A 23956-nucleotide genomic window follows, 5' to 3' on the forward strand; every position below is an offset into this window, starting at 1 on the left:
AACCAATATTTGTACTCTGCCTACGGGTGCGGGACGGCCGACTTTAGCGACCGGGCGCGATTTTGAACGGTTGCCCGCCAAAACATAAGGATTTGCCCCGGTCTCCGGACACGGAGGGGGCACGATGATCATGGAGGGGAGCCTCAGTTGTTGAAAAAGGGCTCGAACTCCGTGCGGTTTTGCTCGCGGTAGAGGCTGAGCTTATTGCGCAGGGTGCGCACGCTGATCTGGAGCTTCTCAGCGGCGGTGGTGCGGTTGCCGCCGGTGTGCTCGAGGGCCCGGAGGATCAACCTCCGCTCCTGATCTTCGAGGGAACAGATTTCTTCGGGTTCGGGAGAGATTGGTGGAGAGACGGCGACTGCGACTGGCGCGGGCGCGGTGGTATTGGGGGCGACGGAGGGGGGAGCTGTGCCACTCTTGGCCAGCAGTTGCAGCTCCAGGGGCAGGGCGTTCGGCGTGACCTGCGGGCCTTTGGTCGAAAGGATGACGGCTCGCTCCACGATGTTCTGCAACTCACGCACATTGCCTGGCCAGGTGTGGGCCTGCATGAGGTGCAGGCTGTCCGGGTGGAACCGGGTGAGGTTGCGGCGGTGCTTACGGGTGTAGGTTTCCAGAAAATGCTGGGCAAGCAGAGGGATGTCACCCTCGCGCTCGCGGAGGGGTGGGCTCTCGATGGGGAAAACGTTCAGGCGGTAGTAAAGGTCCTGGCGAAAGTCCCCGTCTACGACCGACTGCTGCAGGTCGCGGTTGGTCGTGGCGACGATGCGGGTGTCAATCTGGATGACGTTGCTGGACCCGACGCGCTCAAACTCCCGTTCCTGCAGGACGCGCAGCAGCTTGGCCTGGAGGGGAAGGGAAATCTCGCTGATCTCGTCGAGTAGCAAGGTGCCGCCGTGGGCCAGCTCGAAGCGCCCGATGCGGTTCTCGAAGGCGCCGGTGAAGGCGCCCTTGACGTGGCCGAAGAACTCGCTCTCGATCAACGATTCGGAGACGGCGGCACAATTGACGCGGATAAAGGGTTTGTCCCGGCGCATGCTTTGGCGGTGGATTTCCTGGGCGACCAGTTCCTTGCCGGTGCCCGTCTTCCCGTGGACCAGCACCGTGGCATCGGTGCGTGCGACGCTGTCAATCATCTCCCGCATGTGGGCCATACGCGGCGAGTTGCCCAGAATGCGCGGCCCGCAACGGGCAGAGTCTCCAGCGAGCTGTTTGTTGACGGCTTGGAGGTGCTCGTAGCGATCGGCCTTGGAGAGGACGAGGTCGAGTTCGTCGATAGAGAAAGGCTTCTGCAGGTAGTCGAAGGCGCCCAGCTTCATACACTTGACGGCGCTCTCGATGCTGCCTTGGGCGGTGATCATGATGGTTACGGGCATCGTGCCACGCGCCGCGAGTTGCTCCAGCAAATCGGTCCCCAACCCGTCGGGCAGGTTCAGGTCCAGGAACATGACCTCGAAGTCGTGATCGTTCCCCAACTGCTCAAGCGCTTCCTGGATGGAGGCGACCGTCTTGACCTTCAGCCGCTTGCGTTGCAAGAACTGCTGGAGAGTCCGGCGGATGATCAATTCGTCGTCAACGACCAGGGCGCTTTCGAAACGCATGCTTTTTTTGGGGAAGGGAATGGTTTAAACAGAGATTTTCCAATGGTCGGCCCATAACGCGAGATTTATGAGCGGCCAGGCTAGTATGGCATTTGTATGTTCAGCTTCAAACAGTTTTTGTCGGGTTGTAACGGGGAGCATGTTACCAAGAAAATCGGAATCCGACAAGCACGCTTCCCACACGGGTCGTAACGGCCCCTGGAACCATTCGATAAACGGGACGGGAAAGCTCCGCTTGGGGCGCCGTACGATTTCCTCCGGCAACTCTGCGGCAAAGGCGTGCCGCAGCAGGCGCTTGGTTTCGACGGAGTCGGCCCCGGTCAGCTCGAAGCTGTTGAGGCGGCGTACAGCCGCAGGGTCGAGTCCGGGGCGCAGGGCGAGTTTGTAGTGGGCCGGCATTTCAAAGAGACGCTCGACCAGCCGGTGGTCGCAGAAAGGGACGCGCCCCTCGACGGAGGCGGCCATGGTGCTGCTGTCCAGCCGCAGGAGCAGGCCCTCCAGGTTGACACGCAGGTGCGCGTGCAGATAGGCTTCCAGCGTGCTGCATGCGCTCGTCTCAGCGAAGAGCCCATCGTAATAAGCTTCCACGCCCGCCTCCGCTTCAAGCGCGGCCTGGTCACCGCCCAGTAACTGCCGACGGGCGGCGGCATCTATCCAACTGTTGCATTGCCGGAAGTGTGCGCGGCGGCAGGAGAAATGGCTGCGTCCATAATGCCGCAGGAGTGCGCGCGGATCGATGCCACCCTGGCTCCCCGCGGAACGGTCGAAGTCGAAGGCACAGAACGTTGGTCCGGCGTAACCGCCGAAGACCTCGTCAGCTCCCTCGCCGGTCAGCGCCACCTTATAGCGCTGGCCAAAGGCCTGCGATAGCCGGTAGATGGGAACCTCGTTCGGGGTCGAAAGAGGGAGGCCGTTGGCTGCGATGAGCGTTTCGCAGTCGTACAGGAAATCGGCTTCTTCGAGGGGGACCTCGGTCAGCTCCAGGTCAAAGTGGCGTGCCGCCTGGCGCTGGTAGGGCCACTCCCCGTAATCCTCCCGCCGGTAACCGGTGCTGTAAACAGGACGGCCCGGACGGCCATTGGCCGCCAGGGCAGTGGCCGCGAGGATACTGCTGTCGAGACCGCCGCTGAGGAAGCCGCCCACGGGTGCGTCGCTGAGCTGGTGCTCATGGGCGACCTGACGCACCCGGTGGCCGATCTCGACAGCCGCCTCGTCGAATTCAACCGCCGGCTTCTCCTCTTCGGGGAGCACTGGCGGGGTCCACCACTTGTGTGGCAAGGGCGTCTCACCCGGCCGGGCGAGGAACAGGCTGCCGCCCGGTTCAAGCAGGCGCACGCCGCGCAGGAGGGTCTGCTCGCCGAGGTTCACACGCACGGTGGCCAGGTAATGCGCCAGCGCGGCTGGATCGATCCGGCGTTCCAGGCCGGGCATCTCCATCAGGGCGGCGACGGACGAGGCGAAGGCGAAACGCCCGCTCCCGACGGTGTAAAAAAGCGGCTTGATTCCGAGCCGGTCCCGGACGAGCCAGAGGCTCTCATTGCGGGGGTCGTAGAGGGCGAGGGCGAACATGCCCGCCCAGTGCTTCATGCACTCGTGGCCCCAGACGCTGTAGCTTTTCACCACGGCCTCGGTGTCACACTGCGTGCGCAACGCCTGGCCATGCCGCTCAAGCTCCCGGCGCAGTTGCGGGTAGTTGTATAACTCGCCGTTATAGACGGCTACGACGCCGGTCTCCGGATCGATCCAGGGCTGCTGCCCGTGGGCGGGGTCGAGGATGGCCAGGCGCCGGTGCCCCAGTACGACTGATCTACTGTGCCAGATGCCCTCTCCGTCAGGGCCGCGCCCGGTCATGGCCGTAGTTGCCCGCCGGATGGCGCGGAGATCCTGGTCGCCGACGACGGAGGAAAATATGCCGGCGATCCCGCACATGATCAGCGTAAGAGATGTTCCGTGGTTCCCTTGGGGCTTTTGATGGAGAGGGTCTGGCTGGACGTGGAGAAGCTCAGCGTCCGGTTGTGGGAGCCACCCACGTCGCGCAGTTTCAGGCGCAGGCCGTTGCGGGAGATGAAATCCTCGGCGGCCTGGATATTGGCGGCCCCGATCTTAAAGAAGTCGCTCTGCTCGTTGGTCGAAGCTCCCCCGGCGATGGCAAACATCAGCCGTTTGGGACTCGCCCGGAAACTCATGAGGTCTTTCATCAGCATTGGCAGGCCGGTGTCGGCGAACATGCAGGGGCTGTTGCGGGCCTTTTCCGTATAGGAGCTGGAGTCGGCCAGCATATAGTGGATCATCCCGACCACGCGCGCCTCGGGGTCATAACCGAGCAAGCCGATGCAGGAGCCGAGCGCGTAGGTTAACACAACGATGTCGGGGTGGTTGGAGACCGCTTTGTCCGAGATGCCGACGACGACCTTTGGGGTAATGCCCAGCAGATTATTCATTGAAAGAGGAAAAAGTTCAGACAGCCTGGCCGGCCTCGACAGATTCAGGCGCGGAGGAGGTGGAGGCGGGCCCCTGGGCGACGCCAGCGGCGAGGTTTTCGTTGATGTTCAGCAGTGTTTCCAGCGTTGCGCGTTCGGGGTTGGCCATCTGGCCGAAGGACTTCGCCCGGATGAAGGCACCCAGGCTGAGCAGGTTTTGCCGCAGTTCCAGCGGGAGCTGGCACTCCGGCGCCGACCAATCAGCGATGAAGACATCCCAGATCTTGAGGTTGAAGCGTAGCGCTTCGCCGAGTCTCTGGCTCCAGGTGACCGGACCCTCTGTGCCCAGGCAGGCGCGGATTTTGCCCGAGGCGGCGCGCAGGACCGTGACTTCGACCTGTCGGCCTGAAGGCGCGCTGGCCATTTGGGATTGTCCGTAAAGTCTCGCTAGTTCATTTCGCATGGTTCAACAGCTCGCGTTCATAGGCTAAGAGTTTCTGGGTTGCCCGCAGGGCGTGATAAAATTCGCGCTTGTTGAGGCGGAGCAGAATCTCGTCAAAATAGCTATCTGTACTCGGCGCGGCCTGTATAATGGCCTTGATGAGTTCCGCCGCCATGGCGTAGGTCCGCTCGTCTTCCGGGCTGTCGAGGTAGAGGGTCTGGATCAGCAGGTAGAGCCGCGCGCAGGGGGTGCGCGCGTCGCTTTCGACCAGCAGGTCCTTTTCCCGCAGGAGGGGGACCTGGTTGATCATTTCTATTTCGCAGGTGCCACCGACGTTGCGCATGAGGGCTCCGTTAATGTAAACCCGTTCTCCGGGCGCGAGTTTGAGTTTGAGGGGCATGGCTTAATCGCTGAGCAGGCGGAGTGTCAGGTTGCGGGTTTCCTCCATTCCGTTGAGCCCTTCTACGGCCAAAGAGGTGCGCAGGTTGAGGGATTGGACCAACATTGCTTCCGCGTTAAGGTCAACTTCCTGTAAACGGGCGAGTCCTTGCTCGCTGTAGGCGAGGCTGGCGGTGTTCTGAACCGCGGCCCGCTCAATGCTGCCGACGTAATTAGCGACCCCCTCCCGGCGGGCCTGTAGTTGTTCCTGGGCCGCAGTCAGGTTTTCGATCATGGCGTCAATTTCCCCGTCCGTGGCCCCGGTGACATCAGCGACCAGCGGCGATCCGGCGGGGTCGCTGGGTAGGGGATCTCCCGGCAGGGGGATGTCGAGCCCTTCCGCGCCGGGACCGATTGGGAGCGGCTCCAACTCCAGCGTGTAGCTCCCCACTCCGGTGGAAAAGCGTAGGGAACCTTCGCCCTGGGCGGGTGCGAGCAACTGGCGCGCGCCCTCGTCGGGCACCTTAAGGTTGCCTTCCAACTGCTGGCGCAGCTCGGCAAAGGCCGCGAGGGCGTCTGCCCGGGCGGGCGAACCTTCCGGCTCCGCCCGGGCCGTGTCGAGGAGGGTGCGCATGCGCCCGAGCGTGTCGGCTTGCAGGTCGATCGTGGTCTGGGCGAGGCGGACCGTGGTGGCTGCGCGGCTGAGGGATTCGTCCGCGGTGTTGAGGGAATCAATGCGCTCCTGCAAATGCTGAAGCCGCATCCAGCGGACCGGAGAAGTGGTTGGCGTGTCGATGCGCTGGCCTTCGCTCAATGTCGCCAGGCTTCGTTGAAGTTTTCGGTCAACCGTCTGGAGCCGGGACAGGGAGGCGAGGGTAGATGCAACGGGTATCTGCATGCCCGGAGGCTAAGCATCTCCCGGGCCTATCTTTTTTTTAAATAATTAAGTCGTTTTTGTATAATTAGTTATAATACTTTGTTCGCGGAGGGTTGACCGGTTGGTGAGGAAAAAAATTCCCGTGCTCAGGTCAGGCCGTGGGTCAGGGCGGGGAGCCGTTTCAGACACTCAGTGACAGCGGAATGGGGCCGCTTCCAGTCGGCCGGATCGTTACCGAACAGCAGTGTCCAGGCGGGTTCTTCTTCCCACTGGCAGCAGGGCTGAGTGGGCGGTGGCTCGAAGCCGCAGCAAAAGCCGGCCTGGCGGGCGATAATATCGGCCAGTTGAGCGCCGGCAGCGAGCTTGGAGTTTGCCGGTGCCTGATCGGGGGCGTGATGGAAGCACACGGCTTCGACGATGTCGTTCGGCAGTCCATTGTGGGCGAGGTAGAGGGAGCCGAGGTCGGCGTGAGACCAGCCGAAAGCGCTGCGCTCGTGTTGCTCAAAGTGACTGGGGTCACTTTCGCAGAAGCCCATCGAGACCTCCAGCTCTTCTGGAAAGACATGGAGCATGACGAGCTTGCCGATGTTGTGGAGCAGCCCAATGAGGTAATAGGTATCGTCTTCACGCAGTCCGGTGCTGATCGAGAGGACTTCACGGCAGAGGATGGCGGAGGCGACAGAGTGCCGGATGATGTCCTCCCAGTTCAGGTACGCGGTATTGCCGACCGGCTTGCGCATCTGTTCAAATACCTGGGCGGAGAGGATCAGGTCGTGGACCTGACGTAAACCGAGGAAAAAAATCGCCTCTTCGATGTTGGAAACCTTGACGGTCAGTCCCCCGAAAACGGAGTTGACCATGCGCAGCAGCCGGGCGGTGAGCGCCTGGTCCTTTCCGAGCAGATGCGCGATTTCCTGCACCGGGACATTCGTATCGGCAGAAAGGGCCAGCAGGGAAGACCTGATGCCCTGAAACGAAGCGATGGTCGGGCATTCCCGCAGCCGCCGCTCGATCTCGGGATAAGAAGCTATCCGCGCCTGGCAGTAATTGCCTACTGTGAATGCGTCAGGCATCAAGTTGGTGCAGTGCATTTTCATAGGCCTCGATCTGCGAGTTGAGAAAGCGCACCCGTTTTTGTTCGTTTCTAAGTTCCTCGACCAGAGTGATACGTTTGATCCGCGTGATCTTGTCCATGTTTTCCCGGTCTAGCGGGCTCATCGTCCCAAAGCGGTTCATGGAAGGAATTTTTCGGAAAGAGGCGGGCTGTTCATAGAGCGTGAACCCAAGGCCGATGCAGGCGATCCCGAGGACCGTCGAACTCAGCGAAATCGTCGTTCCCATGATAAGGCCGATATACAGCATGATTAAGCCAAAGATGTCAATGGTGAGACACAGGGTGGGGCTGCGGTACCATTTCCCGGTCATGTCCTCCAGGGTGGACAGAGAGGAGAGCCGTGCGGCGTAATGGGTCTGGGCAATTGCCCGGTCCAGGCTATGCAGATTGTTCTGGAGCTGGAGTTGCCTGGCTGTGGCGTTCTGGTGCTGCTGGCGCAAGTCGTCCAGTTGCTGTTGAAGCCCCGTGCGCTCCTGCTGGTGGATGGCCTCGACCTGTTGACGCAGCCGCTCGAACTCCTCGCTGTCGATGGCCCGGGCATACTTCTCCATCAGGGGGCTCAGGTCGTGGCGCAGCACGAGGTACGACCCGTGGGCTTCGAAGTATTCCGGATGCTGGCGGATGAAATCTGCGTCTGAGTCACTCATGGGGGGGCAAGATCTCCTGGATGGTTGAGACCACGAACGGCTGAAGCGCGACCAACTGCCGGAGGCGGGCTCGCGCGTCGGCCGCTGGCACCTTGCGGCGGACTTCGGCATGCAGCCGCGCGCGTTCCTTGAACGACTGATGCAGGATCGGAACCTTTTGGCCACTGCGCTCGATGATCTGGCGGCGCGCCTGTTCGGTGATGGAGATCCTGGACTGCCCGTCGAGGGGAAATGCGCTCAGGCCGGGCAGTGCGGCTTTACGGTAGAGCCAGTCAAAGGCGGAGCTTCCCTCCGTGCGCCCAAGGATCACGCTGAGCCCCTCCAGGCTGACAGGTTCCAGAAGCGCCGCCGCATGCAGCCAGCGACGTTGACGGGCCGAAAGCCTGTCCCAGTTGTCGGTCGTGTCCTCAGTGGAGATGTCCGGGGTGAAACTGCCGTTGAGCAGCTCCGCGATGCGTCCGGGCATGCCGTCGGTTTCCTCCAGTAAGTGGTCGGCGTTTTCGACGGGGCGACCACAGGCCATCAGCCATTCGGCGCAAGCCTCCCGCCCCAGCGGCTGGATGGGGCTCTGAGTGAACGCGGCGGGCGGGAGCATCCAGGGGTCCGCCTGTTTGCCCTCTTCCCAGCTTTCCATGCCGGAGAGGAGGTACACCTGCGGGGGCAGTTCGACGTTCTGGTTGAGGGCGCGGGCCAGGGACGTGCCCACCCAGGTCTGGAAGGCCGCCGGAAATTGATCGAAGTCCGCCAGCAGGAAAATAATCCGAAAACGTGCGGCGGGGACGGGAAGGGGGATCGATTTGACCCAGGGCAGCAGCCCGTCGAGGAAGTGGCGCGTGAGGCTTTCGTAGCCATGAGAGCCGGTTGGCTCCTGCTCTGGAAGAGAAGCGAATTCTGCCTGCTGGTAGAGCGGCGGAAGTGGCCGGCTACCGCGGATTGCCTCCGGGGCCGGCAGCTTGGGGAAAGTCGGTCGTACCTGGGGAAAACGGGGGGAGATACCACTCTCGAGCAGTATTCTGGCGGCAGTCTCAACGCGACCCGGGTATTTGAAATGCAGGTTGGAAAACAGAGCTGCCGGGTAAGCTCCCGGCTCTTCCCACAACTGGCGGGAGATGAGTTCAAGCAGGGTTCGCTTTCCGCTGCCGGGTGGTCCATGCAGCAGCACGACCCGGGGGCAATCTCTCGGATGCTGGATATCCCAGCCTTTCTCCAGGAGAGAGGTGGCCTCGATCTTTCGGCCAAAGATTTTTTTATCAGTCGTGAGCATGGTGTGCAGGGGGCGGTCGGGCTGCGTAACGCGGGTGGGGCGATGCCCCGTCGAGCGGTTACGGCAATCCGTTGGAAAACGCTGCGCCTGGTGCGGCGCAGCGTTGAAAAGGAGGGTTTAGGGGCATGAGATTGAGCGGACTTCGAATGTGGTTGAGCATTCAGACGGGCTCGTGCCTGGGGCCGATGGGTTCCTTTCTTGAGCGTGCTTTGGACGAGGCATGCGCTGCCGTGTCCTTTGCGGTTTCATCTTTTTTCTGTTTCCACCACGGTAGAAACTGCTCCAGGGTATCCTGGAAGCAGATCAGCGTGAGCGGCTTGGCAAGGTAGGCGTTCATCCCGGCATCGTAACAGCGTTGGATGTCTTTCGGGCTTACCAAGGCGGTCAGGGCGACAATGGGGATGGTGCGGTACGCTTCCCCGCCGGCGCCGGCACGGATCTTGCGGGTGGTCTGGAAGCCGTCCATTACCGGCATGTTGCAGTCCATCAAGATCAGGTCGAAGTCGTGCTTCTCCCGCATCAGGTCCAGTGCCTCGCTCCCGTGCTGGGCGATACTGGCCTCCGCGCCCAGGCGTTTGAGGACATGCTTGATGAGGAACTGGGCCGTCCGGTCATCCTCGACGGCCAGGATGTGTAACGGGTGCGGTGCCGTCTCGGCAGCGGATGGCGCCTCGGTGGCGGTGGGAAGCTCCTCCAGGCTAAGGGTAAACCAAAAGGTCGAGCCTCGTCCCGCCTCGCTCTCGAAGCCGATCTGTCCGCCCAGACGTTCGATGACCTGGCGACAGTTTGCCAGGCCGAGCCCGGCGCCCTGATAGGCCCGGTCGTCGCCGTCGTCCACCTGGGCGAAGGGTTGAAAGATGATCTCCTTTTTATTTTCGGGGATGCCGATACCGGTGTCTGTGACGGAAAAACGGAAGCGGTCCGATCCGTCGGTCGTTACTTCGCGTTTGACCGCAAAGATGACGCTGCCGGCTTTGGTGAACTTGAGGGCGTTTTCACCGAGGGTAATCAAGACCTGTTCGATAGCGATGTCCGGGCCGTGGAGGAGAGTTCCGTTGAGGGGGTTGCGCACATGCAGGCGGACTTCCTTTTGCGTGCTGATCGGTTGGAGGTTATCGGTGACGCGCCGGAAAAGGTCATTCAGGCAGAAGCGGCCGGGCTCGCCGCTCTCGCGCCGGGTCCTGTTTTCCGCAAACTCCAGGATACGGTCGATGATCGCGGTCAACGAGCGTCCGCCACTCGCTATGCGTTCGAGGATTTCCCGGTTTTCCCCGGAGAGGCTATTCGTCGCCAGGAGATCAGCGCCCGCGATGATCGCATGGAGAGGGGTGCGCAATTCATGCGACATGGTCGCGAGGAAACGGTTCTTCGCGCGGGCGGCCTGTCCCGCGGCGTGCTGGGCTAGGCGAAGCTGGTCGTTCTGTTCCTGGAGAACCTTCAGGGTTTCCCGCAGCTTGTCCTGCGCGAGTCGGCGGTCGCTGATGTCGCACAGGTAGCAATGCGCCAGCGCTGCGCCCGTGTCGAGGCGTTCGATCCTCGCGGTGAGGCTGAGCCAGCGAGGAGAGCCATCTGGGGCGCGTACCTCGATCTCCTCGGTGAGCTGCCCGCCCACGGGGAGTGTTTGATGAATCAGTTGCCAGACACGCGTCTCTTCATGCGGGGGGCAGCATTGGAAGAGCCTGCTGGCGTCATGCGCCATGTCACCGGCGTCCACGCCGAGTAATTCCGGCAGAAGTCGGCTGGCGAAGGGGACCCAGCTATTGCCTTCGGGACCGAAGTGAATTTGCACAATGAGTCCCGGCAGGCGCTGGGAAAGATCGACCAGCAGCCCGCTCTGGCGGTTTACCGTCGCCTGTAGCCGCTCGCGCTCGGAGACATCTTCCTGCCAAGCGAGGAAGCCGGTGAGTGTGTCCTTGGAAATGAGCGGAAAAATCTTTACGGAGGCGGCGTAGAGGCTGCCGTCAAAGCGTCGGTTGACGAGGCGGCCGAACCAGGGAGTGCCCGACTTGATGGTCTTCCAGAGGGTCTCATAGTCAGCTCGCTGTTGGCGTCCGGACTTGAAGACTGCGGGTGTCCGGCCCAGGAGTTCTTGCTGGCTCCAACCGGTCATTTTCAGGAGAGCTTGGTTGGCGTACCTGATATGGCCGTGGCTGTCGGTGATAAAGGCGCCGATGGGTGTCTGGTCCAACAAACGCGTATCCGGTTCCTTGGCATGGCCGGAGTCGTGGTCATTAAAATGCGGCGGTTGTGAAAACATAAAGGCTGCCTTTGGTTACGGCCACGGCGTCTTTGGCTTGATGGCAAAAAACGAGCCCGACCCAATTTTCCGCGCGCGTACACGGGGCAAAGTTTTCGTGCGAATAAATCCCGCCAGCCGTTAAAGCCGGGGGTGGCACGTCCGTAGAGAGTGCGTATCATGAGCTTTGCCCCATCGGTGATACGAGACGCGCGGTCGAGTTGCCGTATGAATTTCGGACAGCCGGGCGCGGGTAAGTGGACCCGTGGAAAAGGGCCGAGCAAGCTAATGTTACCCGCACGAGCCCCGGAGATTGCCGTGGGCCCATAACGATCAACTGTTATTTCCTATGGACGAAACCGCAGAAGACATCACCGCCACTCAGGAAACCACCCGCAGTCGCGCAGGGCGTTACCTGACCTTTAACCTTGGAAGCGAATCTTACGGGATCAGCGTACTGAAGGTCCGGGAAATCATCCAGATGCAGAAGGTGACCCGCGTGCCCTGCGTCCCCGAATACGTCAAGGGTGTCATTAACCTGCGCGGCAAAGTCATCCCCGTGGTGGACCTGCGGCTGAAGTTCGACTTCGGCGAGACCGAGGTCAGCAAGCACACGTGCATTATCGTCGTGGCGATTGTCCGTTCCGACGGCAGCGATGCCCTCACCGGGCTTATCGTGGACGCCGTGGAGGAGGTTTTGCACATCGAGGCCGGACAGATTGAGAACACGCCAGGTTTCTCCGATTCTTCAATTTCGATGGAGTACATCGATGGTATCGCCAAGATCCGGGACACAGTAGCTATGCTACTGGACATCGATCAGGCGGTAGCCGCGTCTGTGCTCGAGAGGATAGTAGAGGATAACCAACCATGAGAGGCATGGCAGGCCGCTTTCCAGTCACGCTAAAGAGGACAGTGGGAGAGTCTGGCAGCGGTCCTGCTATGCCTTCTTTATTCATGCTTATCCGATCCCTTCTCATTGCATATTTTACCTGGTTTTCCTCATTATCACTGGCCTCCTCGGCAAGTGGAGCGGATTCACAGGCAGAAAATTCCGCAGATCAGGGCGGCAATTTTTTCCCAGCTACCGGTTCCTCGCGTACCCGGCACACTTCGCCTGGGTCGCGTTCGTCCGGCAGTTGGTTGTTTTTTTCTTTCGATGCTGATTCGACGCCTTATCTAGAGGCAGGGTTGCTCCCGGTTCCGGTTCCGGTCTCGACCTTGTCCCCGGCCGGTCCGGCTCCGTGCGAAGAGCGGATGACGCTCAGCCTGTTCCTCAAGACAATACATGGCGTCGGGGAAAAAGACGAACCCGCAATCTCGTCCGCGCCCACCGCGCCGGTGGCCGAGACCCGTCCAGCCCCCGCTGTACCGGAGTCAACGGTCCCAGCCGAAACCCCGGTCCACTCCGGGATCGTGTCTACGGCGGGCGGCCCGTCTTCGGTCGTCGCTCCAGTTCTGCCGTACCCGCGCCTTTCTTCGCCTCTCCTGGATGATACGCGATTATTGATGCCGATCGACATGGAGGCGTTTGGAGCCCCCCGGGCTCTTATCGACCTGCCGGTATCGCAGACTTTCCAGCCACCCGCCCCGGTCATCCCGAGTCAGGCAACCTTCGAAATTAAACCCTGATGCGAGACGTAACGACAGGCTTTCTTGTTTTTTTACTGTTGGGCGTTCTGGCTGCGCGTACAGAAGCGGTTTCGGAGGCTTCCGGCGAGTCCTTTCCTGAACCGATGCCCGCGGCTTCCGCGTCGGTTCAGACCACTCCAGATCGACCGTACGTGGATCCGCCCGACCTGAAAGAGTGGGGGTCTTTGGAAGGGCTCGCTCACAAGCTGCGTGAGCAACTCGAACAGGAAGAGTTGTCCTCTGCTCCAGTGGAACCGACAGTTGGACCATCCGGCTCGACGGGGCAAACCGCCGGACAGGAGCCCTCGTATTTCCAACTGCAACTGCAACAGGCCGATGCTCACCGTAAGGCGGGAAACACCCAGGCAGCTATCAAACGGTACACCTGGGTTCTGGAACGGGCTCAGGGAGATGAACTCTTGGAAAAGGGAGCGCTTCTGGGCATGGCGCAAACCTACTTCAGCGCGAAAGAGCCCGAGCGCTGCGTGAGTATTCTGAAGAATTACCTTCGCGCGTATCCCAAGGATGAAAACCGTCCGGAACTGCTTTTCCGTCTGGCTCTGCTGTACCGGGAGATCGGCCTGCACGAGAATGCCATCACCACCTATTACCAGGTACTCAGCGCCATCGTCTCAGAGGGCGAGACGGATTTCGAGCGCTATCTCGATCTCGCCCGGCTGGTCATGTTTGAGATTGCCTGCAGTCATTTCCAGTTGAGGAACTACGAGGTGGCGCTTCAGCATTTCGAGCGCATTGACATCATCCGTATGCACCCCCAAGACCGGGAAACGATCGCTTTTTATTCGTTCGTCTGCCAAGTTCGGCTGGCCCGTCACCAGGAAGCGCTCGAAACGGCCTCGGCCTTTGCCCGGGACTACCCCCAAAGCCCTCTGTTACCGGAGATCATGTACGCCCGGGGGCAGCTCTTGTTCAAGCTGGAGCGTCCGGATGAGGCGGTTGTGGCTCTCGTCGATCTTCTGGAGACGGCTGAGCGTCAGAACGATGAAGAAACTGCCGGATGGCTGCCGTGGAAGCAACAGGCTGGGAACCTGATCGCTAATTACCTCTTTCATAAGGGCGACTACGCTGCCGCTCTGAGCGCTTACCAGGGGCTGGCTTCACTCAATCCCGATCTTTTCTGGCAATTGCCAGTCATTTATCAGATCGGCATCTGCTTTGAACGCCTTCACCTGTACGATCGCGCGCGCGAATCCTACGCTTACATTATTGCTGCCACGGAGGACATGAGCGCCCAGCAGGCCGATGCTCTGCACTCCCTGACGGCTGGCGCACACTGGCGCTACAAACTCCTGAACTGGGTGGACCGGACGGACACCCGCTATCGGTCCTGGGTGGGTACGCCCACCGCCAGGCAGGATGAACTAACCCCAAAACGTATCGAACAATGATCATTGATGTCCTTGATGAACTGGATGCGGTTGGTGTGCGCGCTCGCACCATCTGTGAAGAACACCGAGCTGCCCTGCGCGGGGGTGAAAACCTCGACCCCGACCGAACGACGGGAGAGGTCCGCGAGATCGTCGTTATACTCGACGACGTCCTGCAGACCCTGCGTCGCAGGCGGATCGAGGAGAAGTCGTTTTCACGGCTCGACCAGGATCGTCTCATTTTTGTCCAGCAGAGGTACCTGGCCCTGCTTCATATCCTCGGTGAAACCGAGCGTATGTTTCGGGTTTCACACTCCGTGGGTGCTGCTCAAAGCGCTGGCCGCGTTGGGCCCACTCGGACGGCGAGCTGGAGCGGATGAGGCTGGAACAAACGTTTTTTCTTTTCTCGGTATTTTAGCAGCCAAGCACTCCCTTTGGTCGATCTCGATCAGGCTTAGCATCATCGCACACGTTACCGCCTCCTGAAATATTCGCGTCGAAATCCTTCTTTTTCTCAATCCGGAGCTAAATGCATAAGCTATTTTTAATAAATGCATTGTATCATTTAAAGGGTGATTTGGCCTGTCGTTGAGATGGTCGTCTTAAATAAAACTAATAGGACTGCTAAGCGATTTGAATAATAGGCGATTGGAAAAAACGTTTTTAACTTGATATCTAAGGTTGTTCTCTTATCTTTCTAGTATAAAACCCCTACTTGTTTAGGCCATGTTATCCCCCCAAAAACTGGCTCCCCGCTCGCAAATTGTTGCTAAAGATTCTGTTGGCGAGCGCCAAGGTCCCGGAAAAGCTCCGGGCACGCATGAGACTCTTTTGTCGGAGAGCGATTACCAATACATTCAGGAGCTTGTCTATAAGCTCTCCCGGATTTCGCTCGGCCCGCAGAAAAAGACCCTAGTCGTATCGCGGATCATCAAACGCATGCGGGAATTGCGGTGTGCGACACTGGGCCAGTATTGCGATCTGCTGCGCCGCCCCTCGGGCCAACAGGAACTGAGCGAGCTGATCGACGCGATTTCGACCAACCACACGTATTTTTTCCGGGAAAGTCCGCACTTCGATTATCTGACCCGGCACATCCTCGCCGGCGCGGACCGCTCTGTGCAGCGTCCCTTCTCCATGTGGAGCGCGGCCTGTTCGACGGGGGAGGAGCCCTACAGCTTCGCCATGGTGCTGGAGGAGCAGCGCCTGTACGAGCGCGGTTTCGAGTGGGAGATGGTGGCGACCGACATTTCCCATCATGTGGTGGCCAGGGCTGAGCTGGGTGTGTTCCCGGCCACGGCGTTGACGCGAGTGCCCCAGCGGCTTTTCCGCCATCTGAAGCAGGAGCCCTCGGGAAATTACCGGGTGGTAGACGCCATTCGCCGGCGCATCCGCTTTCTCCAGATGAACCTCTTTGCCCCGCACGCTACGATCAGGGAAAACTTTGACCTGATTGTGTGTCGCAACGTCATGATCTACTTCGATGGCGAGACACGCACGGAGCTGACACAGTCCCTCGTGCGGCGTTTGCGCCCGGGCGGCATCCTTTTTGTCGGACACTCGGAATCCCTGAGCGGCGTCGACGCCCCACTGGAGCGGGTCCAGCCGGCTATCTATAGAAGGATCGCATCATGAATAGCCGCCCGAAGATTCGCGTACTGGTGGTCGATGACTCCGCTGTGGTGCGGCGCACCATCACCGGGCTGCTCAATCAGGAGCCCGATATCGAGGTGCTGGCGGCGGCCGTGGACCCCTACGATGCGCGGGACAAGATTTTGGAACTGCGGCCGGATGTCATCACACTGGACCTGGAGATGCCGCGGATGGACGGGATCACGTTTCTGGAGCATTTGATGTGCAAGCACCCAATGCCAGTCATTGTGCTCAGTTCCCTGACCCAGAAGGGCTCCCGCGCGGCTCTGGCGGCCCTGGAACGCGGGGCGGTGGAGGTCCTGGCCAAGCCCAAGGTCGCCTTTGAATTGGGGGAGACCGGGCGCATCCTGGCTGACACGGTGCGGATGGCCGCGTCGGCGCGTGTGTCTGCTCGCTCCCTGCCTTCCCGTCAAGGCCGCACACAGACAGGAGCTGCCTATTCTCAACTGAGTTGGAACCCCGAGCAGGTGGGATTCATCGGTGCCTCCACCGGGGGCACTGAGGCCATCCGCCTGGTGCTTGAGCAACTGCCGGCTAACATCCCTCCGCTGTGTCTGGTCCAGCATATGCCGGCTTTTATTTCGACAACGTTTGTCCAGCGGCTCGATCAGTGCTGTGCCATGGAGGTGCGTGAGGCGCGAAATGGCGACCGGCTGCGGCCCGGCCTGGCGCTTGTGGCACCAGGGGATTGGCATATGGCACTGTGCGAAGACCGGCATGGCTTTTTCATCCGCCTGCGCCAGAGCCCGAAAATCTGGTATCAGCGTCCCTCCGTAGATGTCCTTTTCCGCAGTGCAGCGTCGCTGTCGCGCGGGCAGTTTACGGCCGCCGTGCTGACCGGCATGGGCCGGGACGGTGCCGAGGGCCTGCGCGAGCTTCGTCAGAAGGGCGCGGTGACCTTTGCTCAGGACGAGGCCACGAGTGTGGTCTACGGCATGCCGAAGATGGCGCTTGAGTGCGGCGGGACGGATCGTGCGCTGCCTTTGCACGGAATCGCTCCGGCCATGCTGGACTCCTTTGTTGCCCAACTTTCCAAACCCACCTTGCGATAACCACTATCCACTTTTACTTTCTTATGAACCACCCTGACAACTCTTTGAGATTAGCCTGCTATGCGGGCAATTCCACCCCCGCCGGTCCTTTTCTTCATGGCACCGGCCAATCCAACCCCGTTTTGCACTGCGAGCCGCAGATTCTGCATTTCAGCGTGCAGCCCGACTGGTGCATTATCAATCATTGCGCCGAAGCCTATGTCCTGGACCCCGACGGTCCGGCTAACCTGAACGGGCGGTCGCTGCGCGAGTTGTTGGTCAAGCTCGATCCGGAGTTGGAGAGCGTGCTGCCCCGCATAGCTGGCAAAGGCTGCAGATGCACACAGACCGGTGAAGATCGAGCCCCCGTCTTCGATAAATGGAGTCTGAGCTGCTTTTCTTCCAGTGCCGAGCCGGGTGCGCCGGTCTTCGTGCGTATTGTCGGTTGTGTGGCTCCGTCGGACAGGGCCATGTCCTCTCCGTCGGACTTTGTGCCGCGGCCTGCCTGGTCCGGAGGCGAGGCATCTTCGCCCGTGCGTGAGCAACACCATGAATATCTCCAGCTCCAGGGCGAGATGAGTGTTGGATCTCGGGGGTTGAAAAGCTCCAAGGAGCTGCCCGGGGTCCACTTTATTCAGGACCCCCACCTGGATTTCGAGGTGATCAATCCGGACCTGCGCAATTTCCTGTCGGCGGAGGCGGCCGCTCTGTTGAAGGATGGGGCGGACTGGCTGAGTTGGATTGACCCGAGAGATCTACCCACCTTCGAGGCGGCCCTGGCGGACTGTCAGAACAGCGCCACATCGGTATCCGTGCGCTACCGGATCAAGTTGCCCGGCGAAGAACGGTCCCGCCACGTTCTGGAGATGCGGCATCCGCTCTACGACGATTCCGGGAAAATGGAGGGCTACGATTGTGCCTGGCTCGACATGACGGCTCACGAGCGTGAGCGCCAGCAGCTTTTCCAGTTCGCCTGGCGCCAGGACATGGCGGACATTTCCACGACGCTGGCGCATGACTTTCACAACCTGCTCTCCGGCATCGGGGCACTGTCCCAGTTGCTCATGGATTCTGAGCCGCAGCACTCCGAGCGCCGGGAAGATTTTCAAGTGATCCGCCACGCTATCGACGAGGCCCAGCATTTGTCCGACCGGCTTATGGCGCTCAATCGCGACAGCTCCGGCCAGAAGCGGCTCCAGGATCTGATCGGCCTGGTGCGCGATCAGGAGCGGTTGATGCGGGCCGTTCTTCCCAAGCAGGCCCAGCTCCACGTGGAGCTGCCAGAGGCGGAATACCCTGTCATGATCGATTCGATTTCATTCCGGCGGGTCTTGCTCAATCTGATCAGCAATGCCCGGGACGCGCTCAAAAAGGAAGACGGCTTTCCCTCGACCGACGGGAGGGTGACGCTTGAGCTCCGGCACGTGGAACTGGAAAATTACACCCGCGATCACCTGATCTCCAGCCGCGTCCCCCGTAGAGGCCGGGCGGCTGAGCTGAGCGTGCGGGATAACGGGTGCGGCATCCCCGCCGAAATCCTGAAGCGGGTATTCGAGCCCTATTTTACCACCAAGCAGCATTCCGGGGGTACCGGGCTGGGACTCTACAGCCTGGTTCAGTTCGCCGAGGAGAATGGCATCGATTTTGGTGTCCGCAGCACGCCCAGCTCCGGCACGACGATTTTCCTGCTGATCCCCTTTAATGAGGCCGAAGATGGTGCCGTGATCGAGGAGGCTAACTCCAGGGCAGGGCAGTCGGTTCCCGGCCAGTCGGCCCCGGTTCCTCATATCGGCATCTACAGCTTGGTGCCGGAGGAGCAATTCGCGCCGACGCCTCTCGGTACCGCGGTGGATCGACTTGACTCCTTTGACCAGTTGGAGGCCTGGCTCGCACACGATGCGGACCAGGAGCGGTTGCTGCTGATCGTGAGCGACATGGAGCATCCTGTGCCGTCACAACTGCGAGACTTGTTGAGGAACACGCCGAACTCAACGCGTCGGATGGTTCTGCTGAAGGGAGCGCATGATCTACTCGAAGACCGCTCCGGGCGAAATGCTCCCGTCGTTCTGGGTGACCACTCTCCGCTGATTGAGCGGATGTATCACTGTGCGACCCACGATCCGGCTTGCCGGCTCAATTGCCTCAAACACCACTTATCCCATGAAGCCCATTGCCCTTATCACACCTGTCCTTACCGGCTTGTGCATGCTGCTGGTGAGCAGTTGCACCAGTCCCCGGCTTGAACGCGAGCTGAAAGACATTCCGCTCGGCCCCTCCTTTCAGCCGGACAATGTCTATGCTGAGCCCTTATCCCCGGACATCCGGCGGGTGCTCGTCTTTCCTTTCCACACCCAGCCGGATAACCAGGCCGAGGCGGCGACGCTGGAGAAGGCCATGCTGCCCTCGCTGCTGTCCACCGGTCGTTTCGAGGTCGTCACGCTCGAGCGTGGGGAAGTGATGGAACTGGCGGGCAGGCCGACGTTTGCCTCGATGGACATGATTCCGCCCGCTGTTGCCGCTCGCCTGCGGGAGCAGTGGAGGGCCGACGCCGTCCTGCTGACGGACATCACCAGTTACCGCCCCTACAAACCTTTCATGCTCGGGGTTCGCTCCCGCCTGGTCAGCCTGCGTGACCAGGAAGTGATCTGGGCCTGTGACGAGGTTTATGATGCCGGAAATGAGGCGGTCGAGGTGGGGGCCCGCCGGTATGCCGAGCGCTATCTTGAGCAGGAGTATCCGCTGCAGCGCAGCTACAGCGTACTGATCAGCCCCCGCCGCTTCGCGGCCTATGTCGCCCATTCGCTTTATTCGACCTTACCGGAGCGCGAGCCGCAAGAACCGTGACGCCGGGCGTGTTTTTCCGATTGCGGGTGGTGAAAAAACAAGTGCATTTTTTCATTAAAGGCGGGTCCGGGCTGGCCGTAGGTAGTGGGCAAGACACCATAACGCCATGCAAATCAATCCATACGTTCCGCCTCAGCAATTCGCCTCCCCGGATGCCCATCCGGGGAAATCCACCGCCAAGCCTCCTCCCCGGCCTGTGAGCGGGGATGCGGTGGCGGCAAATCTATCGCAAAAGCTGGCAGCGGAACTGGGAGATACGGCTACGCCGCGCCCGGATAAGGTACTCGAAGCCCGGCGCCTGGCCAATGACCCCGCCTATCCGTCTTCGCAGGATCTTGATGATCTCGCGCATCTGTTGGCCGCCTCGGATAAAGAGACGGACGTGTGAACCGACTGACGATTAATCCTTCATCTCAGCCCAATGATAGAAGCCCCTGCCAACCTTAGCCACGACATTATCCAGGATATTGTCGTGGAGAGCATCCAGAATGTGTTTTCGACGATGGTATCGATCAAACCCGATTTCGAGGCGTGTGCCCGCGAGCCCGAAGAGGCTGACGCAGTTTCGCCACTGGCCCAGATCGAGGAGGGCGTTGTCGTCGGCAATGTCGGGTTCGTCGGGGATGTGACCGGGATGGTTTACCTGATCATGCCCGATTCCATGGCCGCCCTCATCTCTCACCGGATGCTCGGCTTGCCCCTGGAAGATCTTTCGGAGGACCACGAAATGATCAACGATGTCATTGGCGAGCTGAGTAACATGTCCGCGGGCACGATTAAAAACCAGTTTGATTCCTTTAACTACTCCTGTCGGTTGACGATCCCCTCGATCATCCGCGGCAAATATTTCATCGTGGAGGCCGCCAAGGCCACCCTTCGCCACTTTTACCGTTTCCGGTGCATGGACAAGTTCATCTGCCTTGAGCTGCTGATGCGTACCACACCGGAAGAGCGTCAAAAACCAGCTTCCTGATTCCTCTCATGAAAAAGAAGATTCTTTCAGTCGATGACTCCAAGGCCGTCCGGGCTCTGGTCAAGAAGGCCTTCAGCAACTTTGAAATCGACATTATCGAGGCTCCCAACGGAGTGGAGGGTCTTTCGGCGGCCAGCAAGGAGATTCCAAATCTGATCCTGCTGGATGTGACCATGCCCGTTATGGACGGGGTGGAAATGCTCACCCGCCTCAAGGGCGACCCCGCCCTGAAGGGCATCCCCGTCATCATGCTGACGGCCGAAGGCGGACGCGAGAAGGTCATGAGCATCGCCAAGCTCGGCATCCGCGACTACATCGTGAAGCCCTTCAAGGAAGGCGTCCTCATCGATAAGGTCTCCCGCATCATCGACCTGAGCAAGGACAGCCGCCGCAAGACCATTCTCGATCCCGCCCGGGTCTTGCTTGTGGAGGACAAGCCGGCCATCGTGGAGGCGGTTCGCCAGGGGCTGGCCGGGACTCCCTGGGAAATCATGGCCGCCGGCAGCGCCTACGACGCCATCGACCGCTTTGTGGATCGTGAGTACGACCTGGTCATCATCAGCCTCTCTTTCGATGGCGATATCTCCTTCGAAGTTTTCAAAAAGATGAAGGCGCACAACAGCAAGGTTCCCATCGTGGGCCTGGTGGTCAAGACGGACACCGACCGCCAGCACAAGGCGCTCCAGGCAGGCTTCGACTCCATTATCACCAAACCGATCGATCAGGCCGAGCTGGAAACGCGCGCCTGCCGCTCTATGGGTATCGACACCTCGCCGAGGTATTACCTCTTCGAGAACGGACGCATGCGCGTGGTCGCGCCCGATGTCTGTACGCAGGCCCGCGTGATCGAGATGCGGTCCTTTATGGAGCGCAAGGTAACCGAGGCGGTGGACTCCGGCCACACCTCTGTCCTCATTGATGGCTCGCAGGTCACGGAAATGGATGTCAATCTCATCAAGTTCCTCATCGAACTGATGAACGCCTGTGAGCGCATCGACATGAACTGCCAGATCCTGGCCAGCGAGCGCCTGCGCAAGGAGTGCGACGGCTTCGAAGAGTCGAAATCATGGAAATTTGTGGATGAAACGATCCTGGCTGCGGCCGAGTAGGCTGCGCCCGTCGATCTACACACGGAACTTATCATGGATGCAACCGATCCGCTGGACACCGCTCAGGCATTGGTGGAAAGTCTCGCCGCCGAGCTCGCGTTAATGGAATGCGGTTCCGCTGACGGGCTGGTTCCGGCTTACAGCCTGATGAGCGAACTGGCGGAAGCCATGAACGACTATCCGCAGGTAGAGACCCCCTTGACAGCCCTCAGAGAGCGCATCAGTAGGCTCCTCGACTGCAACGGTGTCACCTCTATGGACTTGATGGTCCAGTTGACCGCCTTCGTTGATACGATCCGCACGGTGTTGCGCTTTTTGAGGGCCGATATCGAAGTGCCCTGGAGCGAACTTGAGTGGACTCCTCCGGCGACTGCGGCGGAGACGATCCCCCAAGGACCGGCTCCCGCTCCTGATGCGCAGGAAGCGGACTGGCTCGGACCGCATCTGGAAGAAAACCGCGACATTCTCGAAGAGTTTTTCGCCGAGGCGCAGGAACACCTCGATCAGATCGAAAGCGCCTTGCTGACGCTGGAAAAAGCGGCCGAAGACCGCGAGGCGATCAGCGCTCTATTCCGCTCCTTTCATACCATCAAGGGCGTGGCGGGGTTTCTGGATTTGTTTCCGATCCAGGGCCTTGCTCATCAGGTTGAGACGGTGCTGGATCTGCTACGCAGCGACTACATTGCCTTTACGCCCGCACTGGCCAGCCTCGTACTGGAGAGCCGGGATCGTCTGGAGGGATTGCTGGCAGCGCTGGCGGAGTTCATGGCCAGTGGGCGGCGTCCGTCGTCGGAGATCCCCGTAGAGGACCTGATCAATCGGGCCAAAGCAATCGCCGACGAGACCGGCACGGACGATGTGAGCGACCCAGCCGACGCGTCGCAGATGTTGCCGTTTCCCATGCCGGGCAGCCTTCCGGCAAGTGCCCCCGAGGAAAGCGCGGACGCTGTCCAGAATGTCGCGGTGGAATCCCTGCTCAAGAAAAGCTCCGGAGCGGCGCAGAATGTCTTTATCCGCATCAATGCGGACAAGCTCGACTCCATCGTGGACGCGGTCGGGGAACTGGTGATCGTCGAGAGCCAGTTGCGCGAATCGCTGGATCGAAGCGGTATCCCCAGTGCCTTTATTGAGCGGAGCCTCGGGCAGCTGGGTCGGGTCACGCGGGAGCTTCAGCGTACGGGTCTCTCCCTCCGCATGGTCCCCCTGCGCGGGCTCTTCCAGAAGATGCAGCGGCTGGTCCGGGATCTGGCGGTCAAGAACGGTAAGCAGGTCGAGCTGGAATGCATCGGGGAGGATGCGGAAATGGACCGCAACGTGGTCGAGGAGATCAACGACCCGCTGGTCCACATGATTCGTAATGCGATCGATCATGGTGTTGAGATGCCCGAGGCGCGGATCAAAGCCGGCAAGCATGCGGGCGGAAAAATTTGCCTCAGCGCACGCTATCATGGTGACTCCATCGTGATCGAACTCAAGGACGACGGTCGCGGAGTCGATACGGATCGTGTTTTGCAGAAGGCAATCGAGCGGGAGCTTGCCCGTCCCGGCGTGCAATATTCGGAGCGCGAGATTCTCGACTTTCTTTTCGAACCCGGTTTCTCCACGGCGGAGAACATCACCGAGCTGTCCGGGCGTGGTGTCGGGATGGATGTCCTGCGCAAGAACATCACCAAGCTGCGCGGAACCATCGATGTCTCCACCCTTCGCGGCAAAGGCACAACCGTCAGGATCAATCTTCCGCTCACGCTGGCGATTATCGATGGGCTGCTCCTGCGCGTCGAAGAGGAACGCTATGTCCTGCCGATCGGCAGCGTCCTGCTCACCGTCAAGCCGAAGGCCGAAGACATCTTTTCGATCGCGGGGCAGGGACGGCTCCTCAAGCACCACGGGACGCTTTACCCGCTTGTCGATCTGGCCACCTATTTTCAGATCAGGACCGCGCGCAAGTCGCTGACCGAAGGCGTCGTGATTCTGGTCGAGTCGGACGGATTCAAGTTCGGCCTCGTGGCCGATGAACTCATGCACAAGCAGGAGATCGTCATCAAAAAACTCGTCGGCTGCTTCGCCAACCCCGATGGTGTATCCGGTGGCGCCGTCCTCGGAGATGGTTCCGTGGCCCTGGTCATCGACCCCGGCCCCCTGGGCGACCGTGTCAGGGACAAGCGGACTGCATAGGCGGTGGCTTCAAGTTGCCAGGCTACAGGAATCCTTGCGCATCAAGACTTCAGCAAGCTGTCGCTTGTTGCCGTTGTCATTCGCAGTGCGTCCCCTGGCTGGCGTATCGAAGTATCTCCGGCCGCGAGCTTGTGGTGAAAATCCGCGCTGCCTCGGGTCGGGAGAACCTTTGACT

Annotated in this window: 22 protein-coding genes; 12 read left to right on the top strand and 10 right to left on the bottom strand. The window is 60.4% G+C overall.

Going from position 1 to position 23956, the window contains the following annotated elements; translation table 11 throughout:
- Positions 1 to 143 precede the first annotated feature (143 nt).
- The 10 genes from H5P28_RS12005 to H5P28_RS12050 form a co-directional block, all read right to left on the bottom strand.
- Positions 144 to 1598, bottom strand: a complete 1455-nt coding sequence (locus H5P28_RS12005) for a sigma-54-dependent transcriptional regulator (protein ID WP_185675947.1) — start codon at positions 1596 to 1598, stop codon at positions 144 to 146.
- A 24-nt stretch (positions 1599 to 1622) separates the two neighbouring features.
- Positions 1623 to 3527, bottom strand: coding sequence for an asparagine synthase (glutamine-hydrolyzing) (asnB, locus tag H5P28_RS12010; protein ID WP_185675948.1), 1905 nt, complete (start codon positions 3525 to 3527; stop codon positions 1623 to 1625).
- A gap of 2 nt (positions 3528 to 3529) precedes the next feature.
- Positions 3530 to 4039 (bottom strand): chemotaxis protein CheD, encoded by a 510-nt coding sequence (locus tag H5P28_RS12015; protein ID WP_185675949.1) that lies wholly within the window; start codon positions 4037 to 4039, stop codon positions 3530 to 3532.
- Positions 4040 to 4055: 16 nt separating this feature from the next.
- The gene (locus H5P28_RS12020; RefSeq protein ID WP_425504459.1) at positions 4056 to 4481 is read right to left on the bottom strand and encodes a flagellar biosynthesis regulator FlaF; all 426 of its coding nucleotides are present in this window, start codon (positions 4479 to 4481) and stop codon (positions 4056 to 4058) included.
- Entirely contained in the window at positions 4471 to 4860 is a 390-nt protein-coding gene (locus H5P28_RS12025) for a flagellar biosynthesis repressor FlbT (RefSeq protein WP_185675951.1), read from the bottom strand. Before H5P28_RS12025 ends, H5P28_RS12020 begins: the two co-directional genes overlap by 11 nt.
- Before the next feature lie 3 nt (positions 4861 to 4863).
- Positions 4864 to 5736 (bottom strand): flagellin N-terminal helical domain-containing protein, encoded by an 873-nt coding sequence (locus H5P28_RS12030; protein WP_185675952.1) that lies wholly within the window; start codon positions 5734 to 5736, stop codon positions 4864 to 4866.
- Between the two features lie 125 nt (positions 5737 to 5861).
- On the bottom strand, positions 5862 to 6788 hold the full coding sequence (locus H5P28_RS12035; protein WP_185675953.1) for an HDOD domain-containing protein: 927 nt from the start codon (positions 6786 to 6788) through the stop codon (positions 5862 to 5864).
- On the bottom strand, positions 6781 to 7476 hold the full coding sequence (locus tag H5P28_RS12040) for a hypothetical protein (protein WP_185675954.1): 696 nt from the start codon (positions 7474 to 7476) through the stop codon (positions 6781 to 6783). The genes H5P28_RS12035 and H5P28_RS12040 overlap by 8 nt, the downstream gene beginning before the upstream one ends.
- Positions 7469 to 8740, bottom strand: coding sequence for a P-loop NTPase family protein (locus H5P28_RS12045; RefSeq protein WP_185675955.1), 1272 nt, complete (start codon positions 8738 to 8740; stop codon positions 7469 to 7471). Before H5P28_RS12045 ends, H5P28_RS12040 begins: the two co-directional genes overlap by 8 nt.
- Before the next feature lie 160 nt (positions 8741 to 8900).
- On the bottom strand, positions 8901 to 10997 hold the full coding sequence (locus H5P28_RS12050; protein ID WP_185675956.1) for a PAS domain-containing hybrid sensor histidine kinase/response regulator: 2097 nt from the start codon (positions 10995 to 10997) through the stop codon (positions 8901 to 8903).
- 328 nt (positions 10998 to 11325) lie between these two features.
- Between H5P28_RS12050 and H5P28_RS12055 the strand changes: the two genes are divergently transcribed.
- From H5P28_RS12055 to H5P28_RS12110, 12 genes are all read left to right on the top strand, one after another.
- Complete coding sequence (locus H5P28_RS12055) at positions 11326 to 11850, top strand: chemotaxis protein CheW (protein ID WP_185675957.1); 525 nt, start codon at positions 11326 to 11328, stop codon at positions 11848 to 11850.
- A 317-nt stretch (positions 11851 to 12167) separates the two neighbouring features.
- The gene (locus H5P28_RS12060; RefSeq protein ID WP_185675958.1) at positions 12168 to 12608 is read left to right on the top strand and encodes a hypothetical protein; all 441 of its coding nucleotides are present in this window, start codon (positions 12168 to 12170) and stop codon (positions 12606 to 12608) included.
- Positions 12608 to 14017 (top strand): tetratricopeptide repeat protein, encoded by a 1410-nt coding sequence (locus tag H5P28_RS12065; protein ID WP_185675959.1) that lies wholly within the window; start codon positions 12608 to 12610, stop codon positions 14015 to 14017. Before H5P28_RS12060 ends, H5P28_RS12065 begins: the two co-directional genes overlap by 1 nt.
- Positions 14014 to 14376, top strand: a complete 363-nt coding sequence (locus H5P28_RS12070) for a hypothetical protein (RefSeq protein WP_185675960.1) — start codon at positions 14014 to 14016, stop codon at positions 14374 to 14376. Before H5P28_RS12065 ends, H5P28_RS12070 begins: the two co-directional genes overlap by 4 nt.
- A 451-nt stretch (positions 14377 to 14827) precedes the next feature.
- Positions 14828 to 15631 (top strand): CheR family methyltransferase, encoded by an 804-nt coding sequence (locus H5P28_RS12075; protein ID WP_185675961.1) that lies wholly within the window; start codon positions 14828 to 14830, stop codon positions 15629 to 15631.
- A complete protein-coding gene (locus H5P28_RS12080) occupies positions 15628 to 16701 on the top strand; it encodes a protein-glutamate methylesterase/protein-glutamine glutaminase (protein ID WP_185675962.1) in 1074 nt (357 codons plus the stop codon). Before H5P28_RS12075 ends, H5P28_RS12080 begins: the two co-directional genes overlap by 4 nt.
- A gap of 23 nt (positions 16702 to 16724) precedes the next feature.
- Positions 16725 to 18923: a two-component system sensor histidine kinase NtrB gene (locus tag H5P28_RS12085; RefSeq protein ID WP_185675963.1), complete on the top strand. Its 2199-nt coding sequence runs from the start codon at positions 16725 to 16727 to the stop codon at positions 18921 to 18923.
- The gene (locus H5P28_RS12090) at positions 18841 to 19524 is read left to right on the top strand and encodes a hypothetical protein (RefSeq protein WP_185675964.1); all 684 of its coding nucleotides are present in this window, start codon (positions 18841 to 18843) and stop codon (positions 19522 to 19524) included. The genes H5P28_RS12085 and H5P28_RS12090 overlap by 83 nt, the downstream gene beginning before the upstream one ends.
- A 106-nt stretch (positions 19525 to 19630) precedes the next feature.
- On the top strand, positions 19631 to 19912 hold the full coding sequence (locus H5P28_RS12095; protein ID WP_185675965.1) for a hypothetical protein: 282 nt from the start codon (positions 19631 to 19633) through the stop codon (positions 19910 to 19912).
- 33 nt (positions 19913 to 19945) lie between these two features.
- Complete coding sequence (locus H5P28_RS12100) at positions 19946 to 20497, top strand: chemotaxis protein CheX (protein ID WP_185675966.1); 552 nt, start codon at positions 19946 to 19948, stop codon at positions 20495 to 20497.
- Between the two features lie 8 nt (positions 20498 to 20505).
- Positions 20506 to 21606, top strand: a complete 1101-nt coding sequence (locus H5P28_RS12105) for a response regulator (protein WP_185675967.1) — start codon at positions 20506 to 20508, stop codon at positions 21604 to 21606.
- A 33-nt stretch (positions 21607 to 21639) separates the two neighbouring features.
- Positions 21640 to 23781, top strand: coding sequence for a chemotaxis protein CheA (locus tag H5P28_RS12110; RefSeq protein WP_185675968.1), 2142 nt, complete (start codon positions 21640 to 21642; stop codon positions 23779 to 23781).
- Positions 23782 to 23956 lie beyond the last annotated feature (175 nt).

Origin of the sequence: Ruficoccus amylovorans, assembly GCF_014230085.1 — a bacterium.
Classification (GTDB): Bacteria; Verrucomicrobiota; Verrucomicrobiia; order Opitutales; family Cerasicoccaceae; genus Ruficoccus; species Ruficoccus amylovorans.

Excerpts from the sequence above, each read along its gene's own strand:
- H5P28_RS12005 (WP_185675947.1), bottom strand. The coding sequence starts at position 1,598 with ATGCGTTTCGAAAGCGCCCTGGTCGTTGACGACGAATTGATCATCCGC.
- asnB (WP_185675948.1), bottom strand. The coding sequence starts at position 3,527 with ATGTGCGGGATCGCCGGCATATTTTCCTCCGTCGTCGGCGACCAGGAT.
- H5P28_RS12015 (WP_185675949.1), bottom strand. The coding sequence starts at position 4,039 with ATGAATAATCTGCTGGGCATTACCCCAAAGGTCGTCGTCGGCATCTCG.
- H5P28_RS12020 (WP_425504459.1), bottom strand. The coding sequence starts at position 4,481 with ATGCGAAATGAACTAGCGAGACTTTACGGACAATCCCAAATGGCCAGC.
- H5P28_RS12025 (WP_185675951.1), bottom strand. The coding sequence starts at position 4,860 with ATGCCCCTCAAACTCAAACTCGCGCCCGGAGAACGGGTTTACATTAAC.
- H5P28_RS12030 (WP_185675952.1), bottom strand. The coding sequence starts at position 5,736 with ATGCAGATACCCGTTGCATCTACCCTCGCCTCCCTGTCCCGGCTCCAG.
- H5P28_RS12035 (WP_185675953.1), bottom strand. The coding sequence starts at position 6,788 with ATGCCTGACGCATTCACAGTAGGCAATTACTGCCAGGCGCGGATAGCT.
- H5P28_RS12040 (WP_185675954.1), bottom strand. The coding sequence starts at position 7,476 with ATGAGTGACTCAGACGCAGATTTCATCCGCCAGCATCCGGAATACTTC.
- H5P28_RS12045 (WP_185675955.1), bottom strand. The coding sequence starts at position 8,740 with ATGCTCACGACTGATAAAAAAATCTTTGGCCGAAAGATCGAGGCCACC.
- H5P28_RS12050 (WP_185675956.1), bottom strand. The coding sequence starts at position 10,997 with ATGTTTTCACAACCGCCGCATTTTAATGACCACGACTCCGGCCATGCC.
- H5P28_RS12055 (WP_185675957.1), top strand. The coding sequence starts at position 11,326 with ATGGACGAAACCGCAGAAGACATCACCGCCACTCAGGAAACCACCCGC.
- H5P28_RS12065 (WP_185675959.1), top strand. The coding sequence starts at position 12,608 with ATGCGAGACGTAACGACAGGCTTTCTTGTTTTTTTACTGTTGGGCGTT.
- H5P28_RS12070 (WP_185675960.1), top strand. The coding sequence starts at position 14,014 with ATGATCATTGATGTCCTTGATGAACTGGATGCGGTTGGTGTGCGCGCT.
- H5P28_RS12080 (WP_185675962.1), top strand. The coding sequence starts at position 15,628 with ATGAATAGCCGCCCGAAGATTCGCGTACTGGTGGTCGATGACTCCGCT.
- H5P28_RS12085 (WP_185675963.1), top strand. The coding sequence starts at position 16,725 with ATGAACCACCCTGACAACTCTTTGAGATTAGCCTGCTATGCGGGCAAT.
- H5P28_RS12090 (WP_185675964.1), top strand. The coding sequence starts at position 18,841 with ATGAAGCCCATTGCCCTTATCACACCTGTCCTTACCGGCTTGTGCATG.
- H5P28_RS12095 (WP_185675965.1), top strand. The coding sequence starts at position 19,631 with ATGCAAATCAATCCATACGTTCCGCCTCAGCAATTCGCCTCCCCGGAT.
- H5P28_RS12100 (WP_185675966.1), top strand. The coding sequence starts at position 19,946 with ATGATAGAAGCCCCTGCCAACCTTAGCCACGACATTATCCAGGATATT.
- H5P28_RS12105 (WP_185675967.1), top strand. The coding sequence starts at position 20,506 with ATGAAAAAGAAGATTCTTTCAGTCGATGACTCCAAGGCCGTCCGGGCT.
- H5P28_RS12110 (WP_185675968.1), top strand. The coding sequence starts at position 21,640 with ATGGATGCAACCGATCCGCTGGACACCGCTCAGGCATTGGTGGAAAGT.